This is a genomic window from Candidatus Rickettsiella viridis (genome assembly GCF_003966755.1).
GTDB lineage: Bacteria > Pseudomonadota > Gammaproteobacteria > Diplorickettsiales > Diplorickettsiaceae > Rickettsiella_B > Rickettsiella_B viridis.
Genome location: NZ_AP018005.1, coordinates 1363543 through 1389025, shown reverse-complemented (window position 1 = coordinate 1389025; position 25483 = coordinate 1363543). Strand labels below are relative to the sequence as shown.

Below are 25483 nucleotides of genomic sequence, written 5' to 3'. Positions count from 1 at the left end.
AATTTATGACAGAAGCTAAAACGACATTTTTACGTGATTATACACCCCCTGATTTTTTGATTAAAACGGTTGACTTATGTTTTTTATTGGATGAAACCTCAACTAAGGTTAGTTCACATTTAACGATTTCACGTAATTCTGATGCAGAAGAACAATCGAGCCCATTAATTTTGAATGGCGAGCAATTAGAATTAATTTCTATTAAGCTGAATGATCGTCTTTTATCCGAAAATGAATATAAATTTAGTGCCACAGAATTAACGATTGATAAGGTTCCCCGTGAATTTAGTTTAAATCTAGAAACACAGATTAAACCTAGTGCAAATACTTCCCTAAGTGGACTTTATGTCTCACGAAGTATTTTTTGTACGCAATGTGAGGCAGAGGGATTTCGGCGTATTACCTATTTTCTCGATCGACCTGATGTTTTGGCTTCTTACACGACAACGATTGTTGCGGATAAAACACGATATCCCGTGTTACTGTCTAATGGAAATAAAATTTCGACCAAGGAATTAGCTAATAATCAACATTCGGTTACTTGGAAAGATCCTTTTAAAAAGCCCAGTTATTTATTTGCATTGGTAGCAGGAAATCTAGAGTTTATTCAAGATAAATTTGTTACTAAATCAGCGCGTAAAGTGACCTTACAAATATTTTTTGAAAAAGGTCAAAAAGAAAAATGTTATCACGCCATGGATTCGCTGAAAAAGGCAATGGCGTGGGATGAACAAGCGTATGGGCGTGAATATGATTTAGATATTTTTATGATCGCTGTTATTGATGATTTCAATATGGGAGCGATGGAAAATAAAGGACTTAATATTTTTAACTCGCAAACAGTTTTGGCGGATCCGGAGAGCGCGACAGATTCAGATTATAGTTATGTAACCAAGGTGGTAGGGCACGAATATTTTCATAATTGGACAGGGGATAGAATTACCTGCCGAGATTGGTTTCAATTAAGTCTTAAAGAAGGTTTAACTGTTTTTCGTGAGCAGGAATTTAGTGAGACGATTGGGTCAGCCGCTATTGAGCGAATTAATACGGTAAAATTACTACGCAGCTTGCAGTTTTCAGAAGATGCAGGTCCTTTGGCACATCCAGTACAGCCTGATTCTTATATTGAAATCAATAATTTTTATACGATGACGATCTATGAAAAAGGTGCTGAAGTGATTCGTATGATGAAAGTATTGGTGGGGCCTGAATTATTCCGTAAAGGCATGGATATTTATTTTGAACGCCATGATGGACAAGCCGTGACGATCGAAGACTTTATTCAATCTATTGAAGAAGGTAGTGGCTATGATTTGCAGCAATTTCGTTTATGGTATAAACAATCAGGGACACCAGAATTATATATTGAATATCATTATAAACCGGAAGCAAAAACATTTGATTTAATCGTTAAGCAAAGCTGTCCGCCTACGCCGAATCAGCTTACCAAAAAACCTTTTTATCTTCCTTTAGCAATGGCTTTACTCGATGCAGAAGGCCAAGCATTCGCTTTACAACTAACAGGAGAATCGCAGGTTGTTGATAAACAACGTGTATTAACTATCAAAGAAACAGAGCAGCATTTCCAGTTTGTTAATATTGACAGCAAACCAGTACCTTCCTTGCTAAGAAATTTTTCAGCACCGGTAAAGCTTTATGTAGCGTATAGCGATAAAGATTTAGCCTTTTTGATGCAGAACGATAGTGATTATTTTAATCGCTGGGATGCGGTTCAGCAATTGGCGAACCGTATCGTCATGCGCCGACTTGAGCAGCCATCGGCATCTGATGAATCAGCTAATTTATTGATCGAGTCCTATCAAGGATTATTGACGAATATTACCAAAGAAAATAATGCTTTATTTGCGGAATTATTGAATTTACCAAGCGAAGCTTATTTTTCAGAGCAAATGAAAGTAGTTGATGTAGATGGCATACATAACACCCGTCTCTGGTTGCGTGAAAAAATTGCGCATGATTTGCGTGTTCAATTATTAAAACTTTATAAGACCTATCAAGATTTTAAACCCTATACGTTTAATGAAACAGCACAAGCGCAGCGTCGTGTAAAAAATACCTGTTTAAATTATTTAATGCTATTAAAGGATACGGCTATTAACAATCTGGCTATTTCACAATATCAAAAAGCTGATAATATAACCGACAGTGTGAGTGCTTTGAGTGAATTAGTAAATAATAATGTGTCTGAAAGTGCACAGTTTTTAAATGATTTTTATGAAAAATACAAAACTAATACATTAATTGTCTGCAAATGGCTTGCGATACAGGCATATGCGCCGTTGGGTGATACATTGCAGCATGTTAAAGATTTATTAAAACATCCTGCTTTCGATTGGAAAAATCCTAATAAAATTAGATCACTGATTGGTGCGTTTTGTACAGGAAATCAAGCGCAATTTCATCAGATTTCAGGTGGGGGTTATGTTTTTTTAAGTGAACAAATACAACATTTGGATAAATTAAATCCTCAGATAGCTGCACGATTGTTGCGGCCGCTGACCCGCTGGCAGCGATTTGATAAGACGCGGCGTGAATTAATGCGTGAACAATTAGAATGTATTGTTAAAACGACCGGTGTTTCACCGGATGTTTATGAAATTGCCAGTAAAAGTTTAGTGGGTTAATATTAACCGGATAGGATGTTAGACTACTTAATAGAGGGATTATTACAATGGATTTAAACAAAGAGAAAAAGGAATATATATTTGCAGAATATCATGAAAAGCGGTTGATGCTTTTTCTGCCACGTTTTATATTTGATATTAATAGTAGATTAAGAGATTTCAGGCTAACAATACCAGAAATAAAACAGATACAACAAATAGGACGTGTGGCGGTAATATGCATAGAATTAAATGAAAAGGCATTGTCCAAATATACTAATTGTAAATTAGGATTAGTTAGAGAGTCCTTAGCTTGTTTAGAAAAAAATCCCGAAAATTTTGGATTATTAGAGTCTTTAGGGAAGTATACGACCTATTGTAGAATGGATAAAATAAAGAGTGCGGTTGGACAGTCAGGGTGTGTAGGTTTTATCTCTATTCTATTCAATTATATTATTATTACAGCGGTTTTATTACCCTTTCTCTGTCTTTCTCCCAGTGTATTGCCTTTGGCCTTATTTTTTGCAGCTGCTTTTTTTTCGTTTGTTGGTACTTATTTTGTAAAACAGGGTATAGAAAGTATACCTTTATTCAATGAACAGCTAGGAGGGCTTGAAAAATGCCTTGAAAGCGATCTTATTTCACTGATCAATGAGTCTAAGGCGAGAGAAACAAACGAAGTAACGGCGAGTGAAAAAATTAATAGCGTGGGAGGGTTTCAGATAAGTGAGGAACCTGCTACTCAACCTTCACTTTACCCTCCGCCTTATTCTTCGCTATTCTTCAATGGCAATGCCTTGCCAGTTCGAGAGGCGACAAATAATAATGTAGGGGATAGCTTATATGATAGGGATAGGGTGTGTTATAAATAATCTATAACAGCTTGCTAAACACTTAGTGTTTAGTTTAGAAATTATTTAAGTAGTTTGCTTCGCTAAAAAAATACCGACTAAAGCGATCAGAATGCCTGACATTTGGATTAAGGATAGGTATTCTGAAAACAAAAGCCATCCGGCCATAGCGGCAACCATAGGTTGTACTAATAAAGCGGTTGAAGCAAAAGTAACTGGAAGATATGGTAAGGCATAAGCAATAAGACCTTGGCCGAGTATGTGAGAAAACAATGCCAATGCAATTAAAATGATCCAGGCCATTCCCGTGTGCGGCAAGAAAGATTCGCCAGAAAAGTAAGTGATAATAAGCAGTGTTAACATGCTGGAAAAAGTAGAAATTGCCATACTGGTAGCAGCTGTAAATTTCTTACGCGAGCGGTTGAGCACTAACAAATAACCCGCATAGAAAAATGCAGTGATGAAAGCCAATCCGTCACCAGCGGCAGTGCGTTTATCCATATGTAAGTGAGGGCTGATTAAAATAGCGACACCTACAATAGCGAATAATAAACCAATGACTAATTTTTTTTGTGGCGGTTTATGTAATACCGCCCATCCCCATAAAGCGATAAGTACAGGGGAGAAGTTAGCCAGTAATGTTGAATTAGCAATGGTCGTATATTGAATAGATAAATGCCAGGTGGCTAAATCACCACCAAATAAAATACCTGCAAATAATATCCATAAATAATCTTTAAAATTGGGTACTTCTGCATCAGTAGGATAGGTTGAGCCTTGGCCCAAGGAAAGCAAAGTTAAAATAGGAAAGGCAATAGCAACTCGCCAGAATGCCGTGGCAATAGGCCCTACTTCGCTTAAACGAACAAAGATAGGGGCAAAACCGATGGCTACGGCACCTATTATTAAATAAAACATGGCAAACTTACGTTTTTTTTCAGAACCAATCGTGGACGTTGTCTCTATAGACATACATGACCCCTAAAAATTTCTTCCTGTTTATTATTAGAATAGGCCTAAAAGGGCAAGTTTTCTCCTGGTAATTAAAGCATAGTATTGGTTAAATAGTGAATTAAATGTTTCTTTTATAGTCAGACTCTATATAGCGTTGATACTCTAGGTGTGCTGCTTAAATCGCTAAGTTCCTGAAAATATCGACTATCATCAATGTAAGAAATATAAAGTTAGTGCGTGCTGATATCGGGCAAAGAAGCTGAAGGAATCGGACTAAAGTTTTATCCTAGGAGATAGGTTGTACAAGCCATGTACTTTTCTTACAAGTCCGCTTGTCAAGCGTTCATCATTATTTTGCTATTAGCTAGTCTTAATGCTTGCCTGGTAGGGCCTGATTTCAAGCCCGCTGAAGCGCCTCAAGTAAAACATTATACAGAATCACCTTGGTTACATAGAACGGTAAGCACGCAAGGGCATGCGGGCGCATCACAACATTTTATTTGTGGCGCTAATGTTCCACCCCAATGGTGGCGTTCATTTCATTCAAAAAAATTAAACAAATTGGTTTGTAGAGGACTTTCCAATAGTCCTAATTTAATAGCAGCAAAAGCAGTATTGAGAGAGGCAGAAGAAAATCTTAATGCCGGTATAGGTAATTTATATCCCGCATTCACCGCACAACTTTCCGCTCAGCGTGGGTCCAGTACAGGAGTTTTTAATTCAAATACAGCAGATAGTACGGTAACAGCCAGTAATACGCCCTTGGGAAGTGTATTTAATCTTTTTAATGCTTCAGTGAATGTTTCTTATTTACTTGATATTTTTGGTGGGACACGACGTGAGATAGAAGCATTAAAAGCACAAGTTGATTATCAAGATTATGAATGGAAAGCTGCCTATTTAAGTCTGACAGGAAATATCGTTACTTCAACCATCGCGTTAGCATCTTTGCAAACACAAATTAGCGTTACCAAACGATTGATTTTAGAGCAGGAAGAACAGTTGAAAATTATTAAGCAGCAATTCGAATTAGGTGGTGTTTCCGGCGTGGAGGTATTACAACAGCAAACACAGGTTGCACAGACACGTGCGACATTGCCGCCATTAGAAAAAAGTAAAGAACAGACACGCAACGCATTAGCTGTTTTAGTAGGTTCATTCCCTAGCTGTAGCCGTATTCCCAACATTGATTTAAGTGAATTAAGGTTACCCACACAGCTTCCTTTAAATATTCCTTCGGCATTAGTTCGTCATCGACCCGATGTACGTGCTGCCGAAGCCTTATGGAAGGCGGCTAATGCACAAGTAGGTGTTGCCACGGCTAATTTATATCCGCAATTTTCGATTAATGGTACTTATGGAGAATCAAATTCCGTAGGGAATCGACTTTTTGCTTCACAAAGTAAGTTATGGAGTATAGGAAGTGGATTACTGCAACCGTTATTTAGAGGAGGTACTTTAATAGCACAACGTCGTGCTGCGTTTGCTGCTTATGATCAAGCCGCGGCACAGTATCAGCAAGTGGTACTGCAAGCGTTTCAAAACGTAGCGGATACATTACGTGCCTTAGAAGCAGATGCGCGCGAGTTACGCGCACAAAAACAGGCAGAGTTAGCGGCACGTGCTAATTTAAATTTAACACGTCAACAGTTTAAATTAGGCGGCATTAATTATCTTTCTTTATTAGATGCACAGCGGCAATATCAGCAAACGCGTATTAGCCTTATTCAAGCACAAGCCAGTCGTTATACAGATACGGCGGCATTATATCAGGCATTGGGAGGTGGATGGTGGAATTGCTAAAAAAGCCTTCGTCTTTTGTTTTATTTTGTTGTTGGACGCCGCCCTGCGACTTTGACCGCAGAGTTGGCTTTTCCGATGCTCATGTACTTGCATGTACATTCCACTTCTCAAAGCCAATCCGCCTAGAACTAAAACAAAATACTCGGTTTTATCGTTTTATGGGGGTAGGGGAAAAATGAATAATTGGAGAGAACAGCTACGAAAACCGATGGTTATTATGTTAGTCAGCGTGGGGTTATTGTTTACGTGTATTTTTGGGTTTCAGTTGTTTAAAAGAATGTTAATTAATCGTGCGATGCAAAATAATACAGCACCTGTAGTAACGGTTTCTGCGATGCCAGTGCATTATCAAGACTGGCAGCCATCATTGTTAACGTACGGTAGTTTACGTGCGGTAAAAGGTGTGAATGTGACAACTGAATTAGCTGGTTTAGTGCGCACGATTTACTTTAAGCCGGGTGCAGAAGTTAAACAAGGCGATGTGTTGGTACAACTTAATGCAGATTCTGATGTCGCTTTATTACATGCGTTAGAGGCACAAGAGAAGTTATCTGAGATTACTTATCATCGTGATAGTGCACAATTTGCGATAAAAGCGATCAGTAAAGCCGTATTGGATGCAGATGAGCAAAATCTAAAGAATTTACAAGCACAAGTAGCGCAACAAGCAGCAATCGTTGCCAAAAAAACCTTGGTTGCTCCTTTTGCGGGGCGTTTAGGTATTTCTGCTGTGAATCCAGGACAATACCTTAATGCCGGTGACCAAGTAGTCACACTACAGGCATTGGATCCACTATATGCCGATTTTTATGTGCCTCAACAAAATTTAGTTCAATTACATATAGGATCTACCGTTAAAATTAAAACGGATACTTATCCGGATAAGACATTTGCTGCAGCAATTACTACTATTAATCCTATAGTAGATTCAACGACACGTAATGTTGAAGTCGAAGCAACTGTTGAGAATGCTCAGTCTGAATTATATCCAGGCATGTTTATATCGGCGGAAGTTGAAACCGGTACACCGCAGCGCTATTTGACGTTACCTCAAACAGCGATCAGTTTTAATCCTTATGGTGAAATAGCGTATATTGTGCAGCAAAAAGGTAAAGATAAAAAAGGTAATCCTATTCTTAGTGTATTACAAACTTTTGTAGAGACAGGTGATAAAAGAGGTGATCAAATTGCTGTGCTAAAAGGACTTAAAGAAGGCGAGACGGTGGTTACTAGCGGCCAACTTAAATTAAAGAATGGTAGCTTAATTGTGATCAATAACTCAGTGGTTCCACAAGATAAAATGGCGCCTATGGTTATTGATGAATAGAGTAAAGCGAATTTAAAGGAATCTAAAAGAGCTGATAGTCAAGGATGACGAATGCGGTTTACAGATATATTTATTAAACGGCCTGTATTAGCAACGGTAATTAGCTTGCTAATTTTTGTATTAGGCATACGCTCATTAAGCTTATTGCAAATCCGTCAATATCCTTTTACAGAAAATGCGGTGATTACGGTGTCGACGGTTTATACGGGGGCAGATCCTGCGTTAGTAGCTGGATTTATAACCACACCTTTAGAAAACTCTATTGCACAAGCGCAAGGCATTGATTATTTAACCTCGAGTAGTACGCAAGGTAGCAGTTCTATTCAAGCTAATCTGCGTCTTAATTATGATCCCAATAGGGCGCTAACGGAAGTTAATACCAAAGTAAACGCCGTACTGAATCAATTACCTAAAGCCTCTCAGCAACCCACGCTCAGTATTACGGTGGGAGAAACGATTGATTCAATGTATCTCGGGTTTTATAGCCAACAACTCGCGAGTAATAATGTCACTGATTATCTTGTTCGAGTCGTACAGCCTAAGTTGCAATCCATTGATGGTGTGCAGCAAGCAGAAATATTGGGTCAGAGGCAGTTTGCTTTACGTGCATGGTTGGACCCAGCCAAGCTAGTTTCTTATGGTATTACCGCCAATGAAGTGGCGATCGCTTTAGCCAATAATGATTTCATTGCGGCGGTGGGTCGCACCAAAGGCGAAATGATAACGGTTGATCTAACGATCGAAACGGGATTGAAAACAGTAGAAGAATTTAAAAATCTGATTGTTAAAGCAAAAAATGGTGCGATTATTCGTTTAAAAGACGTGGCTAAAGTCACGCTCGGTGCGCAAAATTACGATACGGCCGTTAAATTTGATAATAAACCTGCCGTTTATATTGGTATAAAAGTAGCGCCGACTGCCAATGTGCTATCAGTTATTAAAAATGTTAGAAAAGCTTTTCCTAATATTCAACAACAATTACCGCAAGGACTTAAAGGCGAGATTGTTTATGATGAAAGTCGTTATATTAATAGCGCTATCAGCGAGGTTATTCATAGCTTAATTGAAGCCTTAATTATCGTAACTGCGGTTATTTTTATTTTTCTAGGTTCTATACGTTCGGTTGTTATTCCTGTTATTGCAATGCCACTTTCGTTAATTGGCAGTTTTCTTATTATGTTATTACTGGGATACACCATCAACTTATTGACTTTATTAGCACTAGTATTAGCGATTGGTTTAGTGGTAGATGATGCCATTATTATTGTAGAAAATATTTTTAGACATATCGAAGCAGGAGAGACGCCGTTTAATGCAGCAATAAAAGGTGCCAGAGAATTAGCCATTCCTATTATTTCAATTTCGGTTGTGTTGGTTGCAGTCTATGTGCCGATTGGTTTTATGGGTGGTCTAACCGGCGCTCTTTTTACTGAGTTTGCTTTTACTTTAGCCGGTGCGGTAGCAATATCAGCCATTATCGCATTAACATTGTCACCGATGATGTGTTCTAAATCGTTAAAGCCCACAAAAGATAATAATAACCCTGGTTTTGTTGTTTTTATTGATCGTCAGTTCGAAAAAATCCGTGATATTTATGAATGTTTTTTACATAGTTCATTAGATAATGTGTGCGTCACTGGTGTTTTCGCTATTATTATTTTATCCAGTATCTATTTTCTTTATGCTACGTCTAAAAGTGAATTAACCCCACAAGAAGACCAGGGGCTTATCATTAGCTTATTAACCGCCGCACCCAATGCAAGCTTAGAGCAAACCCAGCTTTATTCGAAGCAAGTATTTAAAATATTTGAGCAGTTTCCTGAAACTGATCACGTTTTTCAGTTAGACGGCGTTAACGGATTAAATAGCAGCATTGGTGGTATGGTTTTTAAACCATGGGATGAGCGTAAACGTACGACAAATCAGCTACAACCCGTGGTACAACAATTATTTTCTCACATCGCTGGGGCACGCGTTGCGGCTTTTCAAAAACCATCATTGCCCGGTGGTGGAAGTGGGTTACCTGTGCAGTTTGTTATTACAACGACAGATAGTTACGATAAATTGAATGAGGTGTCGCAACGTTTATTAGATGAAGCGCGTAAGAGTGGATTATTTGTTTATTTGGATACTGATCTTAAAATTGATAAGGCGCAAACAGCGATTCAACTTGATCGTGACAAAGCAGCACAACTTGGATTAAGTATGGCAGACGTCGGTAGTGTATTGGCTTCTGCTTTAAGCGAAGGCTATATTAATTATTTTGATTTTTCTGGTCGTTCTTATCAAGTTATACCGCAAGTAATGCGTAGTCAGCGTTTAAATGCTAATCAAATACTTAATTATTATTTAATGTTACCCAATGGCTCGTCTATTCCATTGTCAACCATTGCACGTTTGAAAACGACCGTTGTTCCTGAATCGATTAATCATTTCCAGCAACTTAATTCAGCCACTATTTCAGCCGTGGCTTTTCCGGGCGTGACGATGGGCGATGCGCTTCAGGGACTGAAAAATATGGCAGGAAAAATATTCCCAGAAGGTTATGGTATTGATTATGCCGCGCAGTCACGCCAATATCAGCAAGAAAGTAGCGCATTGATATTAACTTTTTTTCTAGCATTGGTTATTATTTTTCTTTGTTTAGCGGCACAATTTGAAAGTTTTAGGGATCCTTTAATTATTCTTATTAGTGTTCCGATGTCGATTTGCGGTGCACTTATTTTTATTAGTTTAGGAATTGGTGGCGCAAGTTTAAATATCTATACGGAAGTGGGTTTAGTGACATTAATTGGTTTGATCAGTAAACACGGTATTTTAATCGTACAATTTGCTAATGATCTGCAAAAAGAAGGTCACGCTAAGCGAGAAGCTGTGCAAATGGCAGCGGGTATTCGATTAAGACCTATTCTGATGACAACTGCTTCTATGGTATTAGGTGTTATTCCATTGATATTAGCGACGGGTGCAGGTGCTATTAGTCGCTTTAATATTGGATTAGTTATTGCGACAGGGATTTCAATTGGTACCTTATTTACTTTGTTTGTAGTGCCGGCTATGTATTTATTTTTGGCTCAGGATCATTATCAACCAAATACTTCAGAAGCGGCTTGACGTCGTTGCCAGTTTTCCATGTAGCGTTTTGCAAGTGTTAGATCTCGAATAATTAATACATTTTCAGCATTTTTGTTTTGTGCAGCCTTGGTGAAATTAAAGGAGCCAGTGATAACTTCTTTTTCATCAATGATCATAATTTTGTTATGCGCAATCGCCGGTTTGTAATCGATCCACACAGGAATGTGTTGATTGAGTAAAAAGCGTGAAGCACTATATTTTTGTGATTTTTGACTTTTATCTAGGATGACTTTAACAACAACACCGCGTTTTCTTGCCTCAACAAGATGTTTCGCGATGGGTACTGAAGTAAAACTATAAGCTTGTACAGCAATAGATTTTTTTGCGTTATCTAATACATCGGTAATTTGCATAGTACAATTTTGTCCAGGAGTGAAACAAACTTGTATGCGAGGGCAGCTAGCCGTACTTGCTTGACTTATGGTGGTATAAAATGGAGCAAGTAATAAGAAACAAATTAATAAAGGTTTTAACATCAATAAATCATCTATTGTCATTGCGATTGCCGCGCTTCGCTCGCAATGACAGCGAAGCGCGTGGCAATCTAAACTTCATAAACTGGATGGCCATGCTCATTGTATTCGCTTGCCATGACGAATATGAGTTAACATCAATTAGTTTGAAAAGGGCTGTTTTAATAAATCCTTTAGTAATGGAGCAAGTTCCCGTTTTTGAATACCACTGCGTAGACGACGCACTCTGAGAATGGCATTCAAATCGGCCAGTGCATTTGAAAAATTATCATTAAGAATTAAGTAATCATATTCATCAAAATGTTCTAGTTCTGCTTTTGCGTCAGCCATACGTTTTTTAATGACACTTTCTTCATCTTGTGCTCTGAGCCGTAATCTTTTTTCCAAGGTTTCCCAGGAAGGTGGAATGATAAATATACCGATAGATTCAGGCATTTTCTCTCTAATTTGCCGTGCGCCTTGCCAATCAATTTCTAAAATAATGTCAATGCCCGCTTCTATTTTTTTAGTAACCCAGGTGACAGAGGTCGCATAATAATGACCAAAAACTGTGGCATCTTCTAGAAAGGCCTGTTTTTTTTTAAACCGTTTAAACTGTGCTTCATCAACAAAATGATAATCAACCCCTTCTTTTTCACCCGGTCTAGGCGCGCGCGTTGTATAGGAAATGGAAACTTCTAAGTTCGATACCGATTCCAGCAATGCATTCACTAAACTGGTTTTGCCGCCACCGGAAGGTGCTGAGATAATATAAAGCGTACCAGGAATTTTCATAAGTTACTCGACGTTTTGCACTTGTTCACGTATTTCTTCAATTAAAACTTTTAAATTAACTGCCATTAAACTGAGGTCTGCATTAAGTGATTTAGAGGCTAAGGTATTCGCTTCTCGATTGAGTTCTTGGAGCAAAAAATCCAATTGTTTGCCCTGTGCTGGTTTCTTAAGCAGTTTTTTAAATTCATTAACATGAATCTGTAAGCGATCTAATTCTTCTGCCACATCCATTTTTTGAGTGAATAATAGCATTTCCTGTTCTAAACGGTTAGGGTCTAAATTCATTTGGATATCAGATAGGCGCGCCAAGGTTTTTTCACGTTGTAGTGAAAGAATAATAGGCAATTGTTCTTTGATCGTGTTGATTAGGCGTTGTAGCTTTGTTAAACGCTGATCGATGACCTCAAGAATAGCTTTTCCTTCCTGGGTTCGCGTTACACATAAATCAGTCAGGGTTTCTGAAAACAAAGCAAGTAAGTCCGATTGTAGCGTTTCGTAAGCGATGTCAGGAAGCTTTAGCAACTGTGGCCAACGTAATAATTCAATAGGGTTTAAGGGGCTAGAAGTTTGGGTGAGAGTAGCTAGTTGTTTATGGGTTTGGATAATAGCGTTGGCAAGATCTTCATTAATCTCAATAGGAATTGCTTTATTAGCAGGTGGTTTATAACGCAGCCTTACATCGACTCTGCCTCGTCGTATCTGTTGGTTTAGCCGTTTGCGTAGCAAGGGTTCTAGATAACTCAAGGACTCCGGTAAAGAGAAACTAATATCTAAATAGCGGTGATTAACACTGCGTAACTCCCAAGTAGTATGTCCCCACTCCGTTTGTTGTTCTTTTCTGGCAAAAGCCGTCATGCTACAAATCATGTTAATCGTTAATTTAAAAAGTATAATGAGGGCTATTCTAATCAGTCTTATGTAATAAATATAGAAGGAAAATAATGATGCGTTCTACTTCACGTCCTGCTGATGCGCTGCGCGCTATTCAGATCACACGTGCTTATACCCAGCATGCCGAAGGATCCGTATTAATTGAATTCGGTCATACCAAGGTGATCTGCAATGCCAGTGTTATTGCGGGTGTACCTAAGTTTTTAAAGGGTTCTGGCCAAGGTTGGCTTACTGCAGAATATGGGATGTTGCCACGCTCAACCCATTCACGTATGGAGCGAGAGGCGAGTCGTGGTAAGCAATCTGGTCGAACCTTAGAGATTCAGCGTTTGATTGGTCGAGCGCTGCGCACGAGTGTTGATCTAAAACAATTAGGTGAAAATACTATTTTATTGGATTGCGATGTGATTCAAGCTGATGGTGGCACACGTACGGCAGCCATCACAGGCGCTTGTGTTGCTTTAGCTGATGCACTGGCTGCGATGAATAAAAAAGGTGAGACTAAGCAAAACCCGATGCGTTTTCTGGTAGCCGCGGTTTCTGTAGGGCTTTACAAGGGTACGCCGATTTTAGATCTTGATTATGTCGAGGATTCTACGGCTGATACGGATATGAATGTCGTCATGACAGAGCAGGGTGAATTTATTGAATTTCAAGCAACTGCAGAGAAAAAGGCTTTTTTAAAGCAAGAGTTTGATGCTTTGTTGAGCTTAGCAGAATCCGGAATCAAGCAATTATTTACAAAGCAAAAGGAAAGTTTAGGTATTTCGTAACAGTTTTTTCTCATATATTTGCTATCCTTGATGGGTAGGATCAGCATCCACGACGCTAAAAATTAGCGAATGATACGGAGATTAACTTGTTAAAACGCGATATTTCTACGACGAGTATACTCATTGCTGCTGCTGGCGGTATGATCGGCTCAGGATGGTTGTTTACGCCTTTTCTTGGAGCGAAAATGGCGGGGCCGAATGCATTGGTAAGCTGGGTTATCGCCGCCGTTTTTATGCTATTGATCGCGTTGCCGCTGTGCGAATTAGGCGCAATGCTGCCATTATCCGGTGGAATGTCTAATTATCCGACATTTACCCATGGTCGGGAGGTTGGGTTTTTATTTTCTTGGGTCACTTGGCTATCTTACGTGGTGATGACACCGATAGAAATTCAAGCCATTTTGCAATATAGCAGCCATTTCTTTTCCGCATTACTCGTTAAAGAAGCCTATTATTTCAAGCTTTCTCCTATAGGATATGTCGCTGCGTTAGCGATTATGTTTGCCATTGTATTACTTAATACGTATGGCATTAAATTTCTGACTGAATGTAATAAATATGCCAGCATCATAAAATTTATTCTTCCCTCAATTGCTATTGTGTCGTTGATGCATGCATCGCCTTCTTTTGAGAATATTCATTTAACATTGACCACAGAAGAAAGTTGGATGCAAATATTTTCTGCACTATCAGCGGGTGGTATTGCTTTTGCTTTTACTGGTTTTCAAAATGGCTTAATGTTGGCAGGGGAAGTGAAAAATCCGCAAAAAACGATTCCTATTGCTATGTTAGGTGCAATTTTAGTTGGGTTAATTTTATATTTTACCTTGCAGCTTGCTTTTTTAATGGCAATTCCAAAAATATATCTACAACAGGGTTGGCATCCGTTGACGTTTCCAGGCGATAGTGGTCCGTTAGTGGGTTTAACACTTTTATTAGGACTGAGCTTGGTCGCTACTTTATTACTGTTTGATGCCGCTTTTTCTCCTTTAGGTACAACCTTGGTTTATACCGCTGCTACTTCGCGTATTTTGTATGGTATGGCACTTAATAAATATTTACCGTCACTTTTTTTAAAAGTGAATAGGTATCAAATTCCATATATGACCTTATATGCTAACTTTTTGGTGGGTGCATTATCATTTTTGCCTTTTCCAGGATGGCAAAAAATGGTGGCATTTCTAGCTTCAGCGAGCATTTTTTCTTATGGTGTTGGGCCGGTCTGCTTATTAGCATTACGTAAACTGCGTTCTGAGCAATATCGTCCGTTTAGACTCGATAATAGTTTTGTTATTTGTTACGGTGCTTTTTTTGTTTGTAATTTAATGCTTTATTGGTGTGGATTCCCAGTGATTTGGAAACTCTATCTAGCCATTATGGTAGGGAGTATTATCTATTTTTTTTATCACCGCAATACCCGATTTTCGAATAAGCTAAGTTTATATTGGTTTTTTTCTTATGTAACGTTGTTGTTATTATTATCTTATTTAGGGTCTTTTGGTGGTATGGGTTTATTAAGGTTTCCTTTAGATATGCTGCTGATTTTTCCATTTAGTCTTTTCATGTTGTATTTATCGCAGCATTGTTTGGTGAAGGATGCGGCAGAACAAGAATCATTTGAGTTGATGAATAAGCAATTACAAGATTTATAACTTATCGCCAATAATATGAACTTCGCGAATAAGTTGAATATGATGTTTTTTAAAAACGGCACCACTAATTTTTTCTATTAGCGCTTCAATATCGGCAGCAGTTGCCTGGTTTTCGTTGACAATAAAATTAGCATGTTTAGTAGAAACAGAGGCCCCCCCTATTTTTAGGCCTTTTAATCCACTACTTTCAATAAGGCGCGCCGCGTAATCATTTTCAGGATTGCGAAATACAGAACCGCAACTGGGTTCATTGGTCGGTTGTGTCGCAGTACGGTGTGCTAATAGCGATCGAATTTTTTCTAAAGATTCTTCCTTGTTACCTGGATTTAGCTGGAAATGGGCGGCTAGATAAAATTCATCGGGAAAAACATTGACACTACGGTAAGCGATTTGGTAGTTGCTGGGACGGCGAAGTTTTTTTTCTCCATGTCTATTAATAGTTTCTACTGCTTTGACGATTTCCCACGTTTCTGAACCATTGCAGCCCGCATTCATGGCTAAAGCACCGCCGATAGTGCCAGGAATACCTGCTAAAAATTCGGCACCATTTAAGTTTTTTCTTGCAGAAAATCGTGCAAATGCAGGTGACGCGACGCCTGCTTCTGCGCGAATCACAGTAGGTTCTAACAACTCTAGTTTACTCAGAGCGCCTTGAGTAATAACCACAGTTGCTTTAATACCGCCATCACGTATTAAGGTATTACTTCCTAAACCTAAAAATAACACAGGTTCTTTGGGTGGTAATTGTTTTAGGAAGTTAATCAGATCATCGCTATTTTTAGGGATATAAAGACGTTGCGCAGGACCTCCAACGCGCCACGATGTGTAATTTGAGAGCGAAACATTTTCTAGTAAACGACCACGGGGTTCCTGCATTATTTAATCCATACTGAATTCGGATAGGGCAAGTTGTTGTGCAATACTGCCAATGTCACCTGCACCTTGTAGTAAAAGTACATCGTTATTTTCAAGGATGTCGTGCAAATTGCGTGATAAATGTTTTTTGTCGGCAACAACCGTAGGATTTAAATCGGAGCGTTGGCGAATGTGTTCTGATAGGGCCAGGCTATCAGCACCAGGAATAGCTGTTTCTCCGGCCGAATACACATCTAATAACAGCAAATGATCTACATCCGCTAATACTGTGACAAATTCATTAAATAAATCACGTGTGCGCGTGTAACGGTGTGGTTGATAAGTCATTACCAAGCGTCGATCGGGCCAAGCTGCGCGAATCGTTTTTAAAGTAGCCGCAATTTCACTAGGATGATGACCATAATCATCGATTAATAAAACCCGCCCTTTTTTAACACAAAATTCACCGAGGATTTGAAAACGTCGATCAACACCACTAAATTTAGCTAAAGCAGTTTGAATCACGTCGTCAGCAATATTTAATTCAGTCGCAACCGCAATACTTGCGACAGCATTCAAGGCATTATGTTGTCCCGGTAAATTTAAGGTGATATTTAATGGTTTTTGATTTTTGCGTAAAACGCTAAAGTGATTTTTAATTTCTTTTTGTTTAAAAGAAGTAATTCGTATATCGGCATCTTTACTGAAACCGTATGTAATAACAGGACGCATCACTTCAGGAAGAATAGAACGTATAATCGGATCATCTACACAGACAATCGCTAAGCCATAAAAGGGTAAATGACGTAAAAATTCTATAAAGCTTTGTTTGAGCCGCTGAAAATTTCCGTCATAAGTACCCATGTGATCGGCATCAATATTGGTGATGATAGCCACCATAGGTTTTAAATAAAGAAAAGAAGCGTCGCTTTCATCGGCTTCAGCAACTAAATAGCGGCCTGAACCTAAGCGTGCATGCGTATTAGTGCTATTAAGGCAGCCACCAATCACAAAGGTAGGATCAAGTCCTGCTTCTCTTAATAGACTAGCTACCAAACTGGTGGTGGTTGTTTTTCCATGCGTGCCTGCGACAGCAATCCCATAGCGAAACCGCATTAATTCAGCAAGCATTAAGGCTCTAGGGACCACCGGGATATGCGTTTGCCGCGCTTTCATAATTTCTACATTATCTTTTGGCACGGCACTGGAATAGATGATCACATCCGCTTTATCAATATGTTTCGCTTTATGGCCACGGTTGAATTGTGCACCTAACTGTTGCAAATGTTGGGTCATGCTGTTTTCTTGTAGATCAGAGCCCGAAACCGTGTAACCCTCATTGAGTAGGATTTCGGCAATACCGCCCATGCCAGCACCGCCGATGCCAACGAAATGAAGATGCTGAATACGGCCCATTTGGTGGTCTACAAAAGGGTTTTTCATGGAGATGGCCTATATCTTGTAAGGAGATGGGCGTATTGTGTCATTAGTTGTAGATAGGCTCAACCTATCCTAAGAGGGTGGCTTACTCACGATAGCCAAATTCAGCTAGGCGATATTCATAATCGATGCGTAATAATAGCGAAAGCATCATACAGGTAATCAGTAAACTACTGCCACCGTAACTCATTAAAGGGAGTGTTAATCCTTTAGTGGGGAGTACACCCATATTGACGCCAATGTTGATCATGACTTGCAGGGCGATATTTAAACCAATGCCATAAGCCAGATAAGCAGAAAAACGTTGTCCTGCATTAAAACAACGTTGGCCGATACGTAAGGCGCGCCATACTAATACCGAAAATAATAAGACCATAAATAATCCGCCAATAAGGCCTAATTCTTCGGTTAATACAGCAAATAAAAAATCGGTATGCGCTTCTGGAAGATAAAATAATTTCTGTATGCTTTCACCAAGGCCGACGCCAAACCAGCCGCCGCGTCCAAATGCAATTAAAGATTGTGTTAACTGATAACCGGAGTCAAATTGATTTGCCCAAGGGTTAAGAAAGGTCGTTAAACGGGCTAAACGATAAGGTGAGCTAATAGCAAGGATACCTAAAATAAATACCACGCCGGTAAAGAGGATCGCAAACTGCCAAATTCGTACGCCGGCTAAAAACAACATGCCAAGGCTAGTGACTAAAATAACAGTGGCTGCACCAAAATCGGGTTCACGTAATAATAAAAACGTAATAATTGCGAGCACTAGTAGTGGTTTTAGAAATCCGCGTATTTGTGTTTGTACTTGTTTTTCTTGACGGAGTAGATAGCCGGCTAAGTAAATGATCATCGTTAATTTTACGAATTCAGATACTTGCAGGCCAAAAGGACCAAATCCAAGCCAACGCATACTGCCATTAACCTGCCTCCCAATGCCAGGCAATAAAACGACGACGAGTAAAGCGATACTTAACACTAGAAGTGCAAGACTTATTTGTTTCCAATAATCTGTTTTTATTTGGAAAATAACAGCCCCTGTTCCTATGCCTAATATCAAATAAAATAATTGATGGAAAAAGTAGTGGAAAGCTTGGCCGTATTGACGTTCCGAGATGACAATCGAGGTAGAGGCGACCATTAAGAGGCCAAATGCTAATAACGTTAAAATTGAAAAAAGTAACGTGCGATCATAGAGAATAACGGAATCCTCCTGTTGAATCGCTTTAGCCATGTTAAGGTTCTCCTCGTACTAGCTGCGCAAAAACATTGCCACGTTCTTCATAATTTTTGAACATATCCATGCTCGCACAGGCGGGCGATAGCAATACAGCATCTCCTGGTGAGGCGGCTTGTTGTGCCAATGAAACAGCGTGTGCTAAGTCACGGGCATCTTGCGTTAATGTGTCATGCTCCAATGCTGTTTTTAATAAAGGAGCGTCTTGGCCAATTAATATAGCTGTTTTGACATGTGTTTTAACGCTGTGTTTTAAAAGATTGAAGTTAGCGCCTTTTCCCAGGCCGCCAGCAATTAAAACAATTTTTCCTCGAGTTGCAGGGCCTAAACCTTGCAAGGCGGCCATGGTTGCACCAACATTGGTTGCTTTGGAATCGTTATACCAGGTGACGCCTTTCTCTTCTTTAATCCATTGGCAACGGTGCGTTAGACCTTTAAATTGGCATAAAGCTTCCAGCATTGAGGCTAGTGGAAGTTGAATGGCTTCTCCGATGGTTAATGCGGCAAGGGCATTGGCCCAATTATGTTTTCCTTTGATAAAAAGTTTATCAACAGGTATGAGACGTTTGTTGCCTTTCGCTAAGTAAATTTTTTTGTTTGATAGTTGAAGGCCAAACTTTTCTGAATTAGGTTTTACCATTTTTAAACCAAAACTGAGGATTTGTTTTGGTTTAAACTGGTTGTGTGGGTGTGTATTAGGATCATCTTGATTCCACACCGCCGTTTTACAACGTTGGTAAATACGTTGTTTTGTTTGAGTATAGTTTTCTAGAGTTTTATGTCGATCCAGATGATCCGGGCTAATATTCAGAATCGTTGCGATTTTTGCCTGGAGTGAATAAGTGGTTTGCAATTGAAAGCTAGAAATTTCTAATACGTAGAAACTGGGTTTAGCGCCTTTTAATAAATCTAGAGCCGGTTTGCCGATATTTCCGCCTACTTTCGCCGTGCGTTGTGAAGCATGGATCATATCACCAAATAAGGTAGTTACGGTTCCTTTTGCATTGGTACCGGTGATTGCAATAATGGGGGCACGTGCTTTTTGAGCAAACAATTCAATATCACCGATAGGACGTATGCCGGTTTTAGCGATTGTATTAGCAATAACAGGTTCATTTAAATCGATGCCTGGGCTCACAATTAATTCTTTTGCTTGTTCTAACAATTGCGGATCGAAAGGACCTAAGTACAGTGGCACGTGAGGAAATTCTTTCTTAAACGTTGCTAAAAGTGGTGGATCTAAACGGCTATCTAATAATGCAAAACGTTTTCGCCACAAACGATGGCGACTAAAATAACGGGCACAGGAAAGCCCAGTTTCACCTAAGCCAATAATTAATCGCCGGTGAGAAGCATTAAACCGAGCCATGAATAATTCCTCCTCCTAAGCAGCGTGCACCTTGATAGAAAACGATCGATTGGCCGGGTGTAATAGCCCATTGCGCTTGCTCAAATTCAACACGCAGCTTGTTTTCTGAATCCAGCATAACATTGCAAGGTGTCTCAAGCTGTCTATAGCGGATTTTTGCAGTACAAGTAAAAGGGAAGGCCGGTGGTTGCTCATTAACCCAGTGCAGTTGTTCGCAAATAAGGACAGTGGAATAAAGTGCAGGATGCCCGCGACCTTGCACCACGATTAGGGCATTGCGGTCCAGCGCTTTATCAGCCACATACCAGGGTGTTAGTTCAGTTTTTTTTAGGCCACCGATGCCAAGACCTTGTCGTTGTCCAATGGTATAGAACATAAGTCCGTCGTGTTGGCCTATGTGTTTTCCTTCTTGGGTTTCAATATCGCCGGGTTGCGCTGGTAAATAATTTTGTAAGAAGCGTTTGAATTTTCGTTCGCCAATAAAGCAAATGCCAGTGCTATCCTTTTTATTATGATTCAATAATCCGGCTTGCGCAGCGATTTTTCGTATTTCTGTTTTATTAAGCAAAGCGAGTGGGAATAAGGTTTTGCTTAATTGTTCTTGTCCTAAGGTGTATAGAAAATAAGTTTGATCCTTATTTTTATCAGTACTTTTAAGTAATTGATAGTCATTATTCGCAAAAGATATGCCTGCATAATGGCCGGTAGCAATAAAATCGGCGCCTTGTTGTATAGCGTATTCTAGAAAAGCTTTAAATTTAATTTCTTTGTTACAAAGGATATCCGGGTTAGGTGTGCGACCTGCTTGATATTCTTTTAAAAAATGGGCAAAAACACGGTCCCAGTATTCGGCTGCAAAATTGATCGTATGTAGCGGAATAGACAGATGATCACAAACGGCTTGTGCATCAGCAATATCAGTGCTTGCTGAACAATAATCTTCGGTATCGTCCTCTTCCCAATTCTTCATAAACAAGCCTTGGACGTCATAACCTTGCTTTTTCAGTAATAAAGCGGCTACAGAGGAATCTACTCCCCCTGATAAGCCCACGATGACACGTTTTTTCATAGCGAATTTATTTGTTATAGCTTGTTGTGGGCTCTAGGGTCGCTTGTATTAGCTACCTGTTGTACTCGCATTAGAGCCTTATAGTTCTGAGCAATGGTATCTTTTTTATGAGGTGGAGAAAAGACGGCAATGAGCTGTCCAGCAGGATTGATGAGATAGAGGGTGCCGTTATGGTCAATTGGATGGTTTTTATCGTGGGGATTGTTTTGCTGAGCTTGGATATAAACAACACCCATTTGCTTGCTCAACTGCTGAATGCCCACCAAAGGGCCTGTTACACCTTTGAATGCTGGATTAAACGTTTTTACATAATCGGCGACTATTTTTTGCTTATCGTGCTTTGGGTTTAGGGTAATAAAGACAATTTGAGGTAGTGGGAGCTTCTCTTTCTCAAACTGTGTATAGAGATGTGAGAGCATGCTCATGGGGTAATGTGCCTGTGTGTCGCCAAAAAAAAGAAAACTATAGTGACCTTTTAAACTATGGTTCGTAAAGGGGTCGCCCGAACCTTCGGTCAGTAGGAACTCAGGGATCCTTTGTGGGTGACTGATTTGCGTGCCCGAGGTGGGTAAGTTTATCTTATGTTTTACGGTATACCATGCGTTAAAGCCAAGGCCTAACACAAGGGCAATGACGGTGAAACATACCAACGGCAAAACGTTATTTTTAGAAGAAGGGTAAGGCATCCAATGCTCCTCATTAAAGAATGGTTCACGAGTAGAAAAAACGGCATGAGCCAATAAGAGTTCGAATAATGAAAGGGTTCTATCGTTGCTACGCCTTTAGTTTGCTTTAATAAGTGGATTGCTGCAACTACAAATCGCTTATGAAGTAAGAGAGTATTCAGCTTATAATTATATTCGCTTTAGTGACGAGTGGCGGCTAGGATTATGCTTGTTTAGCCTGTTTTTTTCTGGTATAGAAAAAACCAGATGAAAATAGCTAAAGAAAAAGTAAACATAATGCCTGAGGCGCAGCTACAGAAACTGGTGTTCTCTTTGCAGCAAGGGGGGGTTATTGCCTTTCCAACGGAGACGGTTTATGCCCTGGCAGGGGATGCTAGAAATGTATCCGCTGTTAAGCGGATATTTAGACTTAAAGCTCGTCCTTTAACCCAGCCCTTAAGTGTTTTATTGCCTCAAAATTATGATCTAGCTGAGTGGACAAATGATGTTTCTCCACTTGCGCAACGATTGGCTAATTATTTTTGGCCAGGTCCTCTGACTTTAATCTTTAATAAAAAGGAATCAGTTTTATCTGAGCTGACCGGAGGAGGGTCTAAAATTGGTTTGAGGGTCCCCGATCATCCGATTGCGCAGGCAATCTTGCAGGCATTTGCTGGGGGTTTAGCGGCTCCTTCAGCCAATCGTTCTACACATCTTAGCCCTACACAATCCCTACATGTCAGGCAAACGTTTGCTGATAAGCTTGATGCGATAGTTGATGGAGGTACCTGCTCGATTGGTATTGAATCAACAATTGTGGACGTTTCATTTGATATTCCACATATCTTAAGATTAGGTGCTATTTCACAACAAGCGATACAAAGAGTGATAGATTCGGAGCTAATAGTTGATGCTTCTGTGTTTGGCCGTATCCGATTGCCATTAAGGCAGGTAGAAAGGGATGAGCTGGAAAATACAGTGTATCACTATTTGAACCAAGGAACATCAATAACAGTATTGGCACGACAGCCTGCGCGTATTAGCCATGTTAATCTGATTTGGATCCCGATGCCTGAAGAGGCAAGTGATTATGGACGTGTATTATATCTATGTTTGCATGAGGCCAAAAGAAACACAACCAGTCAAATTTTAATTGAATCGTTACCTATGAATGAGACATGGGCAGGAATACGTGCTTTATTACAAAGCTAAAATGTGCTGATGGTCTGCTAGATAGATTTTTTTAAAAATATAGTCTAACTTAATATTATCATTTGCAGGGAAAGCGGATGTTAGCTCTATTTTTTATCTATAGTATTTGTGTATTACTGGCCTGGTTTAATCAAAGGCGGCTTTCTATTGGCCTATTTATTTTCTTTTTTCTAGCGACAGCGTTTGTCTTCCTGCATCATCTGACTGACCAGCTAGCTTTGCAGTTTTAATATGATGGAACCTCATAAAGTTGCTAAAATCATTAAAATCTTTAATGCACTTGATGCATTGGGACTTTGCCTTTTATTGCTTATTGCGTTTGCATTACAACTGATTTTTCACGAATTACCCTGTCCTTTATGTATATTGCAGCGTATTGGAATTTTAGCGATCGCGTTTGGTTTTTTGCTTAATGTAAAGTTTAATATTCACCCGGGCCATTACACACTTTCGTTGCTTGCAGCCTTATTAACAGCGGCAATGTCGGTACGTCAGATATTTTTGCATGTCATACCGGGTGATCCAGGTTATGGTTCTTCTGTTTTTGGGCTGCATTTATATACGTGGGTTTTTCTTTTGTGTGTAGGCGTCATTATTTATATCGCCATTATTTTTAGTATTTCCCCGCAATATTCAGAGATACCGAGTGGTGTGTTTAAAAGCAAAACGTTACAATTGTTAACGCATCTTGCGTTTGCGGTAGTTTTTCTTTTGACGGTTTTTAATGGTATTTCTACTTATCTTGAATGTGGACTTAAGGCATGTCCTGAAAATCCAGTTAAATATGAGATTCAATTAGTCGAGGTTCATCCTACGCATACTTAAAGCCTAGTCACTACGCGCTTTTAGCGTGTAGTGACTAGGTTTATTTGGTAAATAAAGAGTTTTATTTCTTCATCGAATCAAAAAATTCATTATTGGTTTTAGTAGCCTTTAAGCGATCGATTAAGAATTCCATCGCTGCAATTTCATCCATTGATTGGAGAATTTTACGTAAAATCCACATTTTTTGTAATACGTCAGGTTTTGCCAGAAGTTCTTCGCGTCGTGTACCGGAACGATTTAAATGGATAGCGGGGTAAATACGTTTCTCTGCAATTCGGCGATCAAGGTGAATTTCCATATTACCTGTACCCTTGAATTCTTCATAGATAACATCATCCATTTTTGAGCCGGTATCAACCAGTGCGGTTGAGATAATGGTTAAGCTACCACCTTCTTCAATGTTACGTGCAGCACCAAAGAAACGTTTAGGGCGTTGTAATGCATTGGCATCGACACCGCCGGTTAACACCTTCCCAGAAGAAGGAATCACGGTATTGTAAGCACGTGCTAAACGTGTCATGGAATCCAGTAAAATCACCACATCTTTTTTATGTTCGACAAGACGCTTTGCTTTTTCAATGACAATTTCGGCTACTTGAACATGGCGTGTAGCAGGCTCATCGAAAGTACTGGCAATGACTTCTACTCTTTCGCCCTTAACAGAGCGCCGCATATCGGTTACTTCTTCAGGGCGTTCATCAATTAATAAAACAATTAAATAACATTCAGCACAATTATGTACGATAGATTGTGCAATGTTTTGCATCATCATTGTTTTTCCAGCTTTAGGTGGTGATACAATGATCCCCCGCTGGCCTTTTCCGGTGGGTGCAACTAAATCAATAACCCGAGCTGTAATATCTTCTGTGCTACCGTTTCCACGTTCTAGGCAGAGACGCTCATCGGGAAATAAAGGGGTTAAATTTTCAAATAAAACGCGATTCTTAGCATTATCTGGCGTATCAAAATTAATTTCGTCTACTTTGAGTAAAGCAAAGTAGCGTTCACTTTCTTTGGGAGGACGAATTTTTCCAGAAACAGTGTCGCCGGTATGAAGATTGAATCGGCGGATTTGGCTAGGGGAGACATAAATGTCATCAGGCCCCGCAAGATAAGAACCTTCTGAAGAGCGTAAAAACCCAAACCCATCGGGTAGTATTTCTAGTACCCCAGCACCATAAATATCCTCGCCTCGTTTCGCATGTGCTTTAAGGATAGAAAAGATCATATCCTTTTTATGAAGGCGGCCAAGACCGTCTATTTTTAATTCTTCAGCTATTGTAACAAGTTCTGCCGGTGAGTTTTTTTTAAGTTCAGTTAAATTCATAATGTTGTTTCTTTCATAAAAGGAAAATTTTCTAGTTAGTGGTTATGGGATATTTAAAAACAAAAGAAATATAATTTCGGGAATTCGAAGATATTTAAAATCTATTCACGTTATATCCTACACAAGGATATAACTAAATATAACTCCTATATATGGGTAGCATGTAACGCTGCTATCAATTTATGCAGTTCCTAATACAGTGAAAAATAGTAATTACCTTAATGCTC

Annotated in this window: 21 protein-coding genes; 10 read left to right on the top strand and 11 right to left on the bottom strand. The window is 39.4% G+C overall.

The genetic code is table 11. The annotated features are described in order from the left end of the window. Positions 1-5: 5 nt before the first annotated feature. Entirely contained in the window at positions 6-2645 is a 2640-nt protein-coding gene (gene pepN, locus DMP02_RS06300; RefSeq protein ID WP_126323293.1) for an aminopeptidase N, read from the top strand. A gap of 47 nt (positions 2646-2692) precedes the next feature. Beyond that, positions 2693-3496: a hypothetical protein gene (locus DMP02_RS06295; protein WP_126323292.1), complete on the top strand. Its 804-nt coding sequence runs from the start codon at positions 2693-2695 to the stop codon at positions 3494-3496. Between the two features lie 45 nt (positions 3497-3541). Here the strand turns inward: DMP02_RS06295 and DMP02_RS06290 are convergent, their stop codons facing one another. Further along, positions 3542-4447, bottom strand: a complete 906-nt coding sequence (locus DMP02_RS06290) for a DMT family transporter (protein WP_126323291.1) — start codon at positions 4445-4447, stop codon at positions 3542-3544. A gap of 291 nt (positions 4448-4738) precedes the next feature. On the opposite strand from DMP02_RS06290, the gene DMP02_RS06285 reads away from it, so the two are divergent. The 3 genes from DMP02_RS06285 to DMP02_RS06275 all read left to right on the top strand — a co-directional run bounded on the left by DMP02_RS06285 (position 4739) and on the right by DMP02_RS06275 (position 10673). Next, positions 4739-6232: an efflux transporter outer membrane subunit gene (locus DMP02_RS06285; protein WP_126323290.1), complete on the top strand. Its 1494-nt coding sequence runs from the start codon at positions 4739-4741 to the stop codon at positions 6230-6232. Between the two features lie 175 nt (positions 6233-6407). Next, positions 6408-7559 (top strand): efflux RND transporter periplasmic adaptor subunit, encoded by a 1152-nt coding sequence (locus tag DMP02_RS06280; protein ID WP_197720798.1) that lies wholly within the window; start codon positions 6408-6410, stop codon positions 7557-7559. Between the two features lie 51 nt (positions 7560-7610). Beyond that, positions 7611-10673, top strand: coding sequence for an efflux RND transporter permease subunit (locus DMP02_RS06275; RefSeq protein ID WP_126323289.1), 3063 nt, complete (start codon positions 7611-7613; stop codon positions 10671-10673). Here the strand turns inward: DMP02_RS06275 and DMP02_RS06270 are convergent. From DMP02_RS06270 to DMP02_RS06260, 3 genes are all read right to left on the bottom strand, one after another. Continuing rightward, on the bottom strand, positions 10646-11191 hold the full coding sequence (locus DMP02_RS06270; protein ID WP_232019634.1) for a phospholipase D family nuclease: 546 nt from the start codon (positions 11189-11191) through the stop codon (positions 10646-10648). The genes DMP02_RS06275 and DMP02_RS06270 overlap by 28 nt on opposite strands. 117 nt (positions 11192-11308) lie before the next feature. After that, positions 11309-11941 carry a guanylate kinase gene (gene gmk / locus DMP02_RS06265; RefSeq protein ID WP_126323288.1) on the bottom strand — a complete coding sequence of 211 codons (633 nt, stop codon included), beginning with the start codon at positions 11939-11941 and terminating at the stop codon, positions 11309-11311. 3 nt (positions 11942-11944) lie between these two features. Next, entirely contained in the window at positions 11945-12796 is an 852-nt protein-coding gene (locus DMP02_RS06260; protein ID WP_172593998.1) for a YicC/YloC family endoribonuclease, read from the bottom strand. Positions 12797-12885: 89 nt separating this feature from the next. Here DMP02_RS06260 and rph point away from each other — a divergent pair, with 89 nt between their 5' ends. Both rph and DMP02_RS06250 read left to right on the top strand, forming a co-directional pair. After that, positions 12886-13605, top strand: coding sequence for a ribonuclease PH (rph, locus tag DMP02_RS06255; RefSeq protein WP_126323286.1), 720 nt, complete (start codon positions 12886-12888; stop codon positions 13603-13605). 86 nt (positions 13606-13691) lie between these two features. Then, positions 13692-15257, top strand: a complete 1566-nt coding sequence (locus tag DMP02_RS06250) for an APC family permease (protein ID WP_126323285.1) — start codon at positions 13692-13694, stop codon at positions 15255-15257. On the opposite strand, the gene murB is transcribed toward DMP02_RS06250, so the two are convergent. The 6 genes from murB to DMP02_RS06220 form a co-directional block, all read right to left on the bottom strand. Next, positions 15252-16133, bottom strand: coding sequence for a UDP-N-acetylmuramate dehydrogenase (gene murB / locus DMP02_RS06245; RefSeq protein ID WP_126323284.1), 882 nt, complete (start codon positions 16131-16133; stop codon positions 15252-15254). The two genes, DMP02_RS06250 and murB, sit on opposite strands and share 6 nt — an antisense overlap. Before the next feature lie 3 nt (positions 16134-16136). After that, on the bottom strand, positions 16137-17561 hold the full coding sequence (gene murC, locus DMP02_RS06240) for a UDP-N-acetylmuramate--L-alanine ligase (protein WP_408608715.1): 1425 nt from the start codon (positions 17559-17561) through the stop codon (positions 16137-16139). A 76-nt stretch (positions 17562-17637) separates the two neighbouring features. Next, a complete protein-coding gene (gene ftsW / locus DMP02_RS06235; protein ID WP_126323282.1) occupies positions 17638-18786 on the bottom strand; it encodes a putative lipid II flippase FtsW in 1149 nt (382 codons plus the stop codon). Between the two features lies 1 nt (position 18787). Beyond that, positions 18788-20158, bottom strand: a complete 1371-nt coding sequence (murD, locus tag DMP02_RS06230) for a UDP-N-acetylmuramoyl-L-alanine--D-glutamate ligase (protein WP_126323281.1) — start codon at positions 20156-20158, stop codon at positions 18788-18790. Then, positions 20145-21227: a tRNA 2-thiouridine(34) synthase MnmA gene (gene mnmA / locus DMP02_RS06225; protein WP_126323280.1), complete on the bottom strand. Its 1083-nt coding sequence runs from the start codon at positions 21225-21227 to the stop codon at positions 20145-20147. The genes murD and mnmA overlap by 14 nt, the downstream gene beginning before the upstream one ends. Positions 21228-21241: 14 nt before the next feature. Continuing rightward, positions 21242-21913, bottom strand: coding sequence for an SCO family protein (locus DMP02_RS06220; protein ID WP_126323279.1), 672 nt, complete (start codon positions 21911-21913; stop codon positions 21242-21244). Between the two features lie 246 nt (positions 21914-22159). On the opposite strand from DMP02_RS06220, the gene DMP02_RS06215 reads away from it, so the two are divergent. The 3 genes from DMP02_RS06215 to DMP02_RS06210 all read left to right on the top strand — a co-directional run bounded on the left by DMP02_RS06215 (position 22160) and on the right by DMP02_RS06210 (position 23929). Continuing rightward, on the top strand, positions 22160-23104 hold the full coding sequence (locus DMP02_RS06215) for an L-threonylcarbamoyladenylate synthase (protein WP_126323278.1): 945 nt from the start codon (positions 22160-22162) through the stop codon (positions 23102-23104). 77 nt (positions 23105-23181) lie between these two features. Next, positions 23182-23334 carry a DUF5993 family protein gene (locus DMP02_RS07550; RefSeq protein WP_408608707.1) on the top strand — a complete coding sequence of 51 codons (153 nt, stop codon included), beginning with the start codon at positions 23182-23184 and terminating at the stop codon, positions 23332-23334. Between the two features lies 1 nt (position 23335). Beyond that, on the top strand, positions 23336-23929 hold the full coding sequence (locus tag DMP02_RS06210) for a disulfide bond formation protein B (protein WP_197720797.1): 594 nt from the start codon (positions 23336-23338) through the stop codon (positions 23927-23929). 61 nt (positions 23930-23990) lie between these two features. Here the strand turns inward: DMP02_RS06210 and rho are convergent, their stop codons facing one another. After that, positions 23991-25256 carry a transcription termination factor Rho gene (rho, locus tag DMP02_RS06205; RefSeq protein ID WP_126323277.1) on the bottom strand — a complete coding sequence of 422 codons (1266 nt, stop codon included), beginning with the start codon at positions 25254-25256 and terminating at the stop codon, positions 23991-23993. Positions 25257-25483 lie beyond the last annotated feature (227 nt).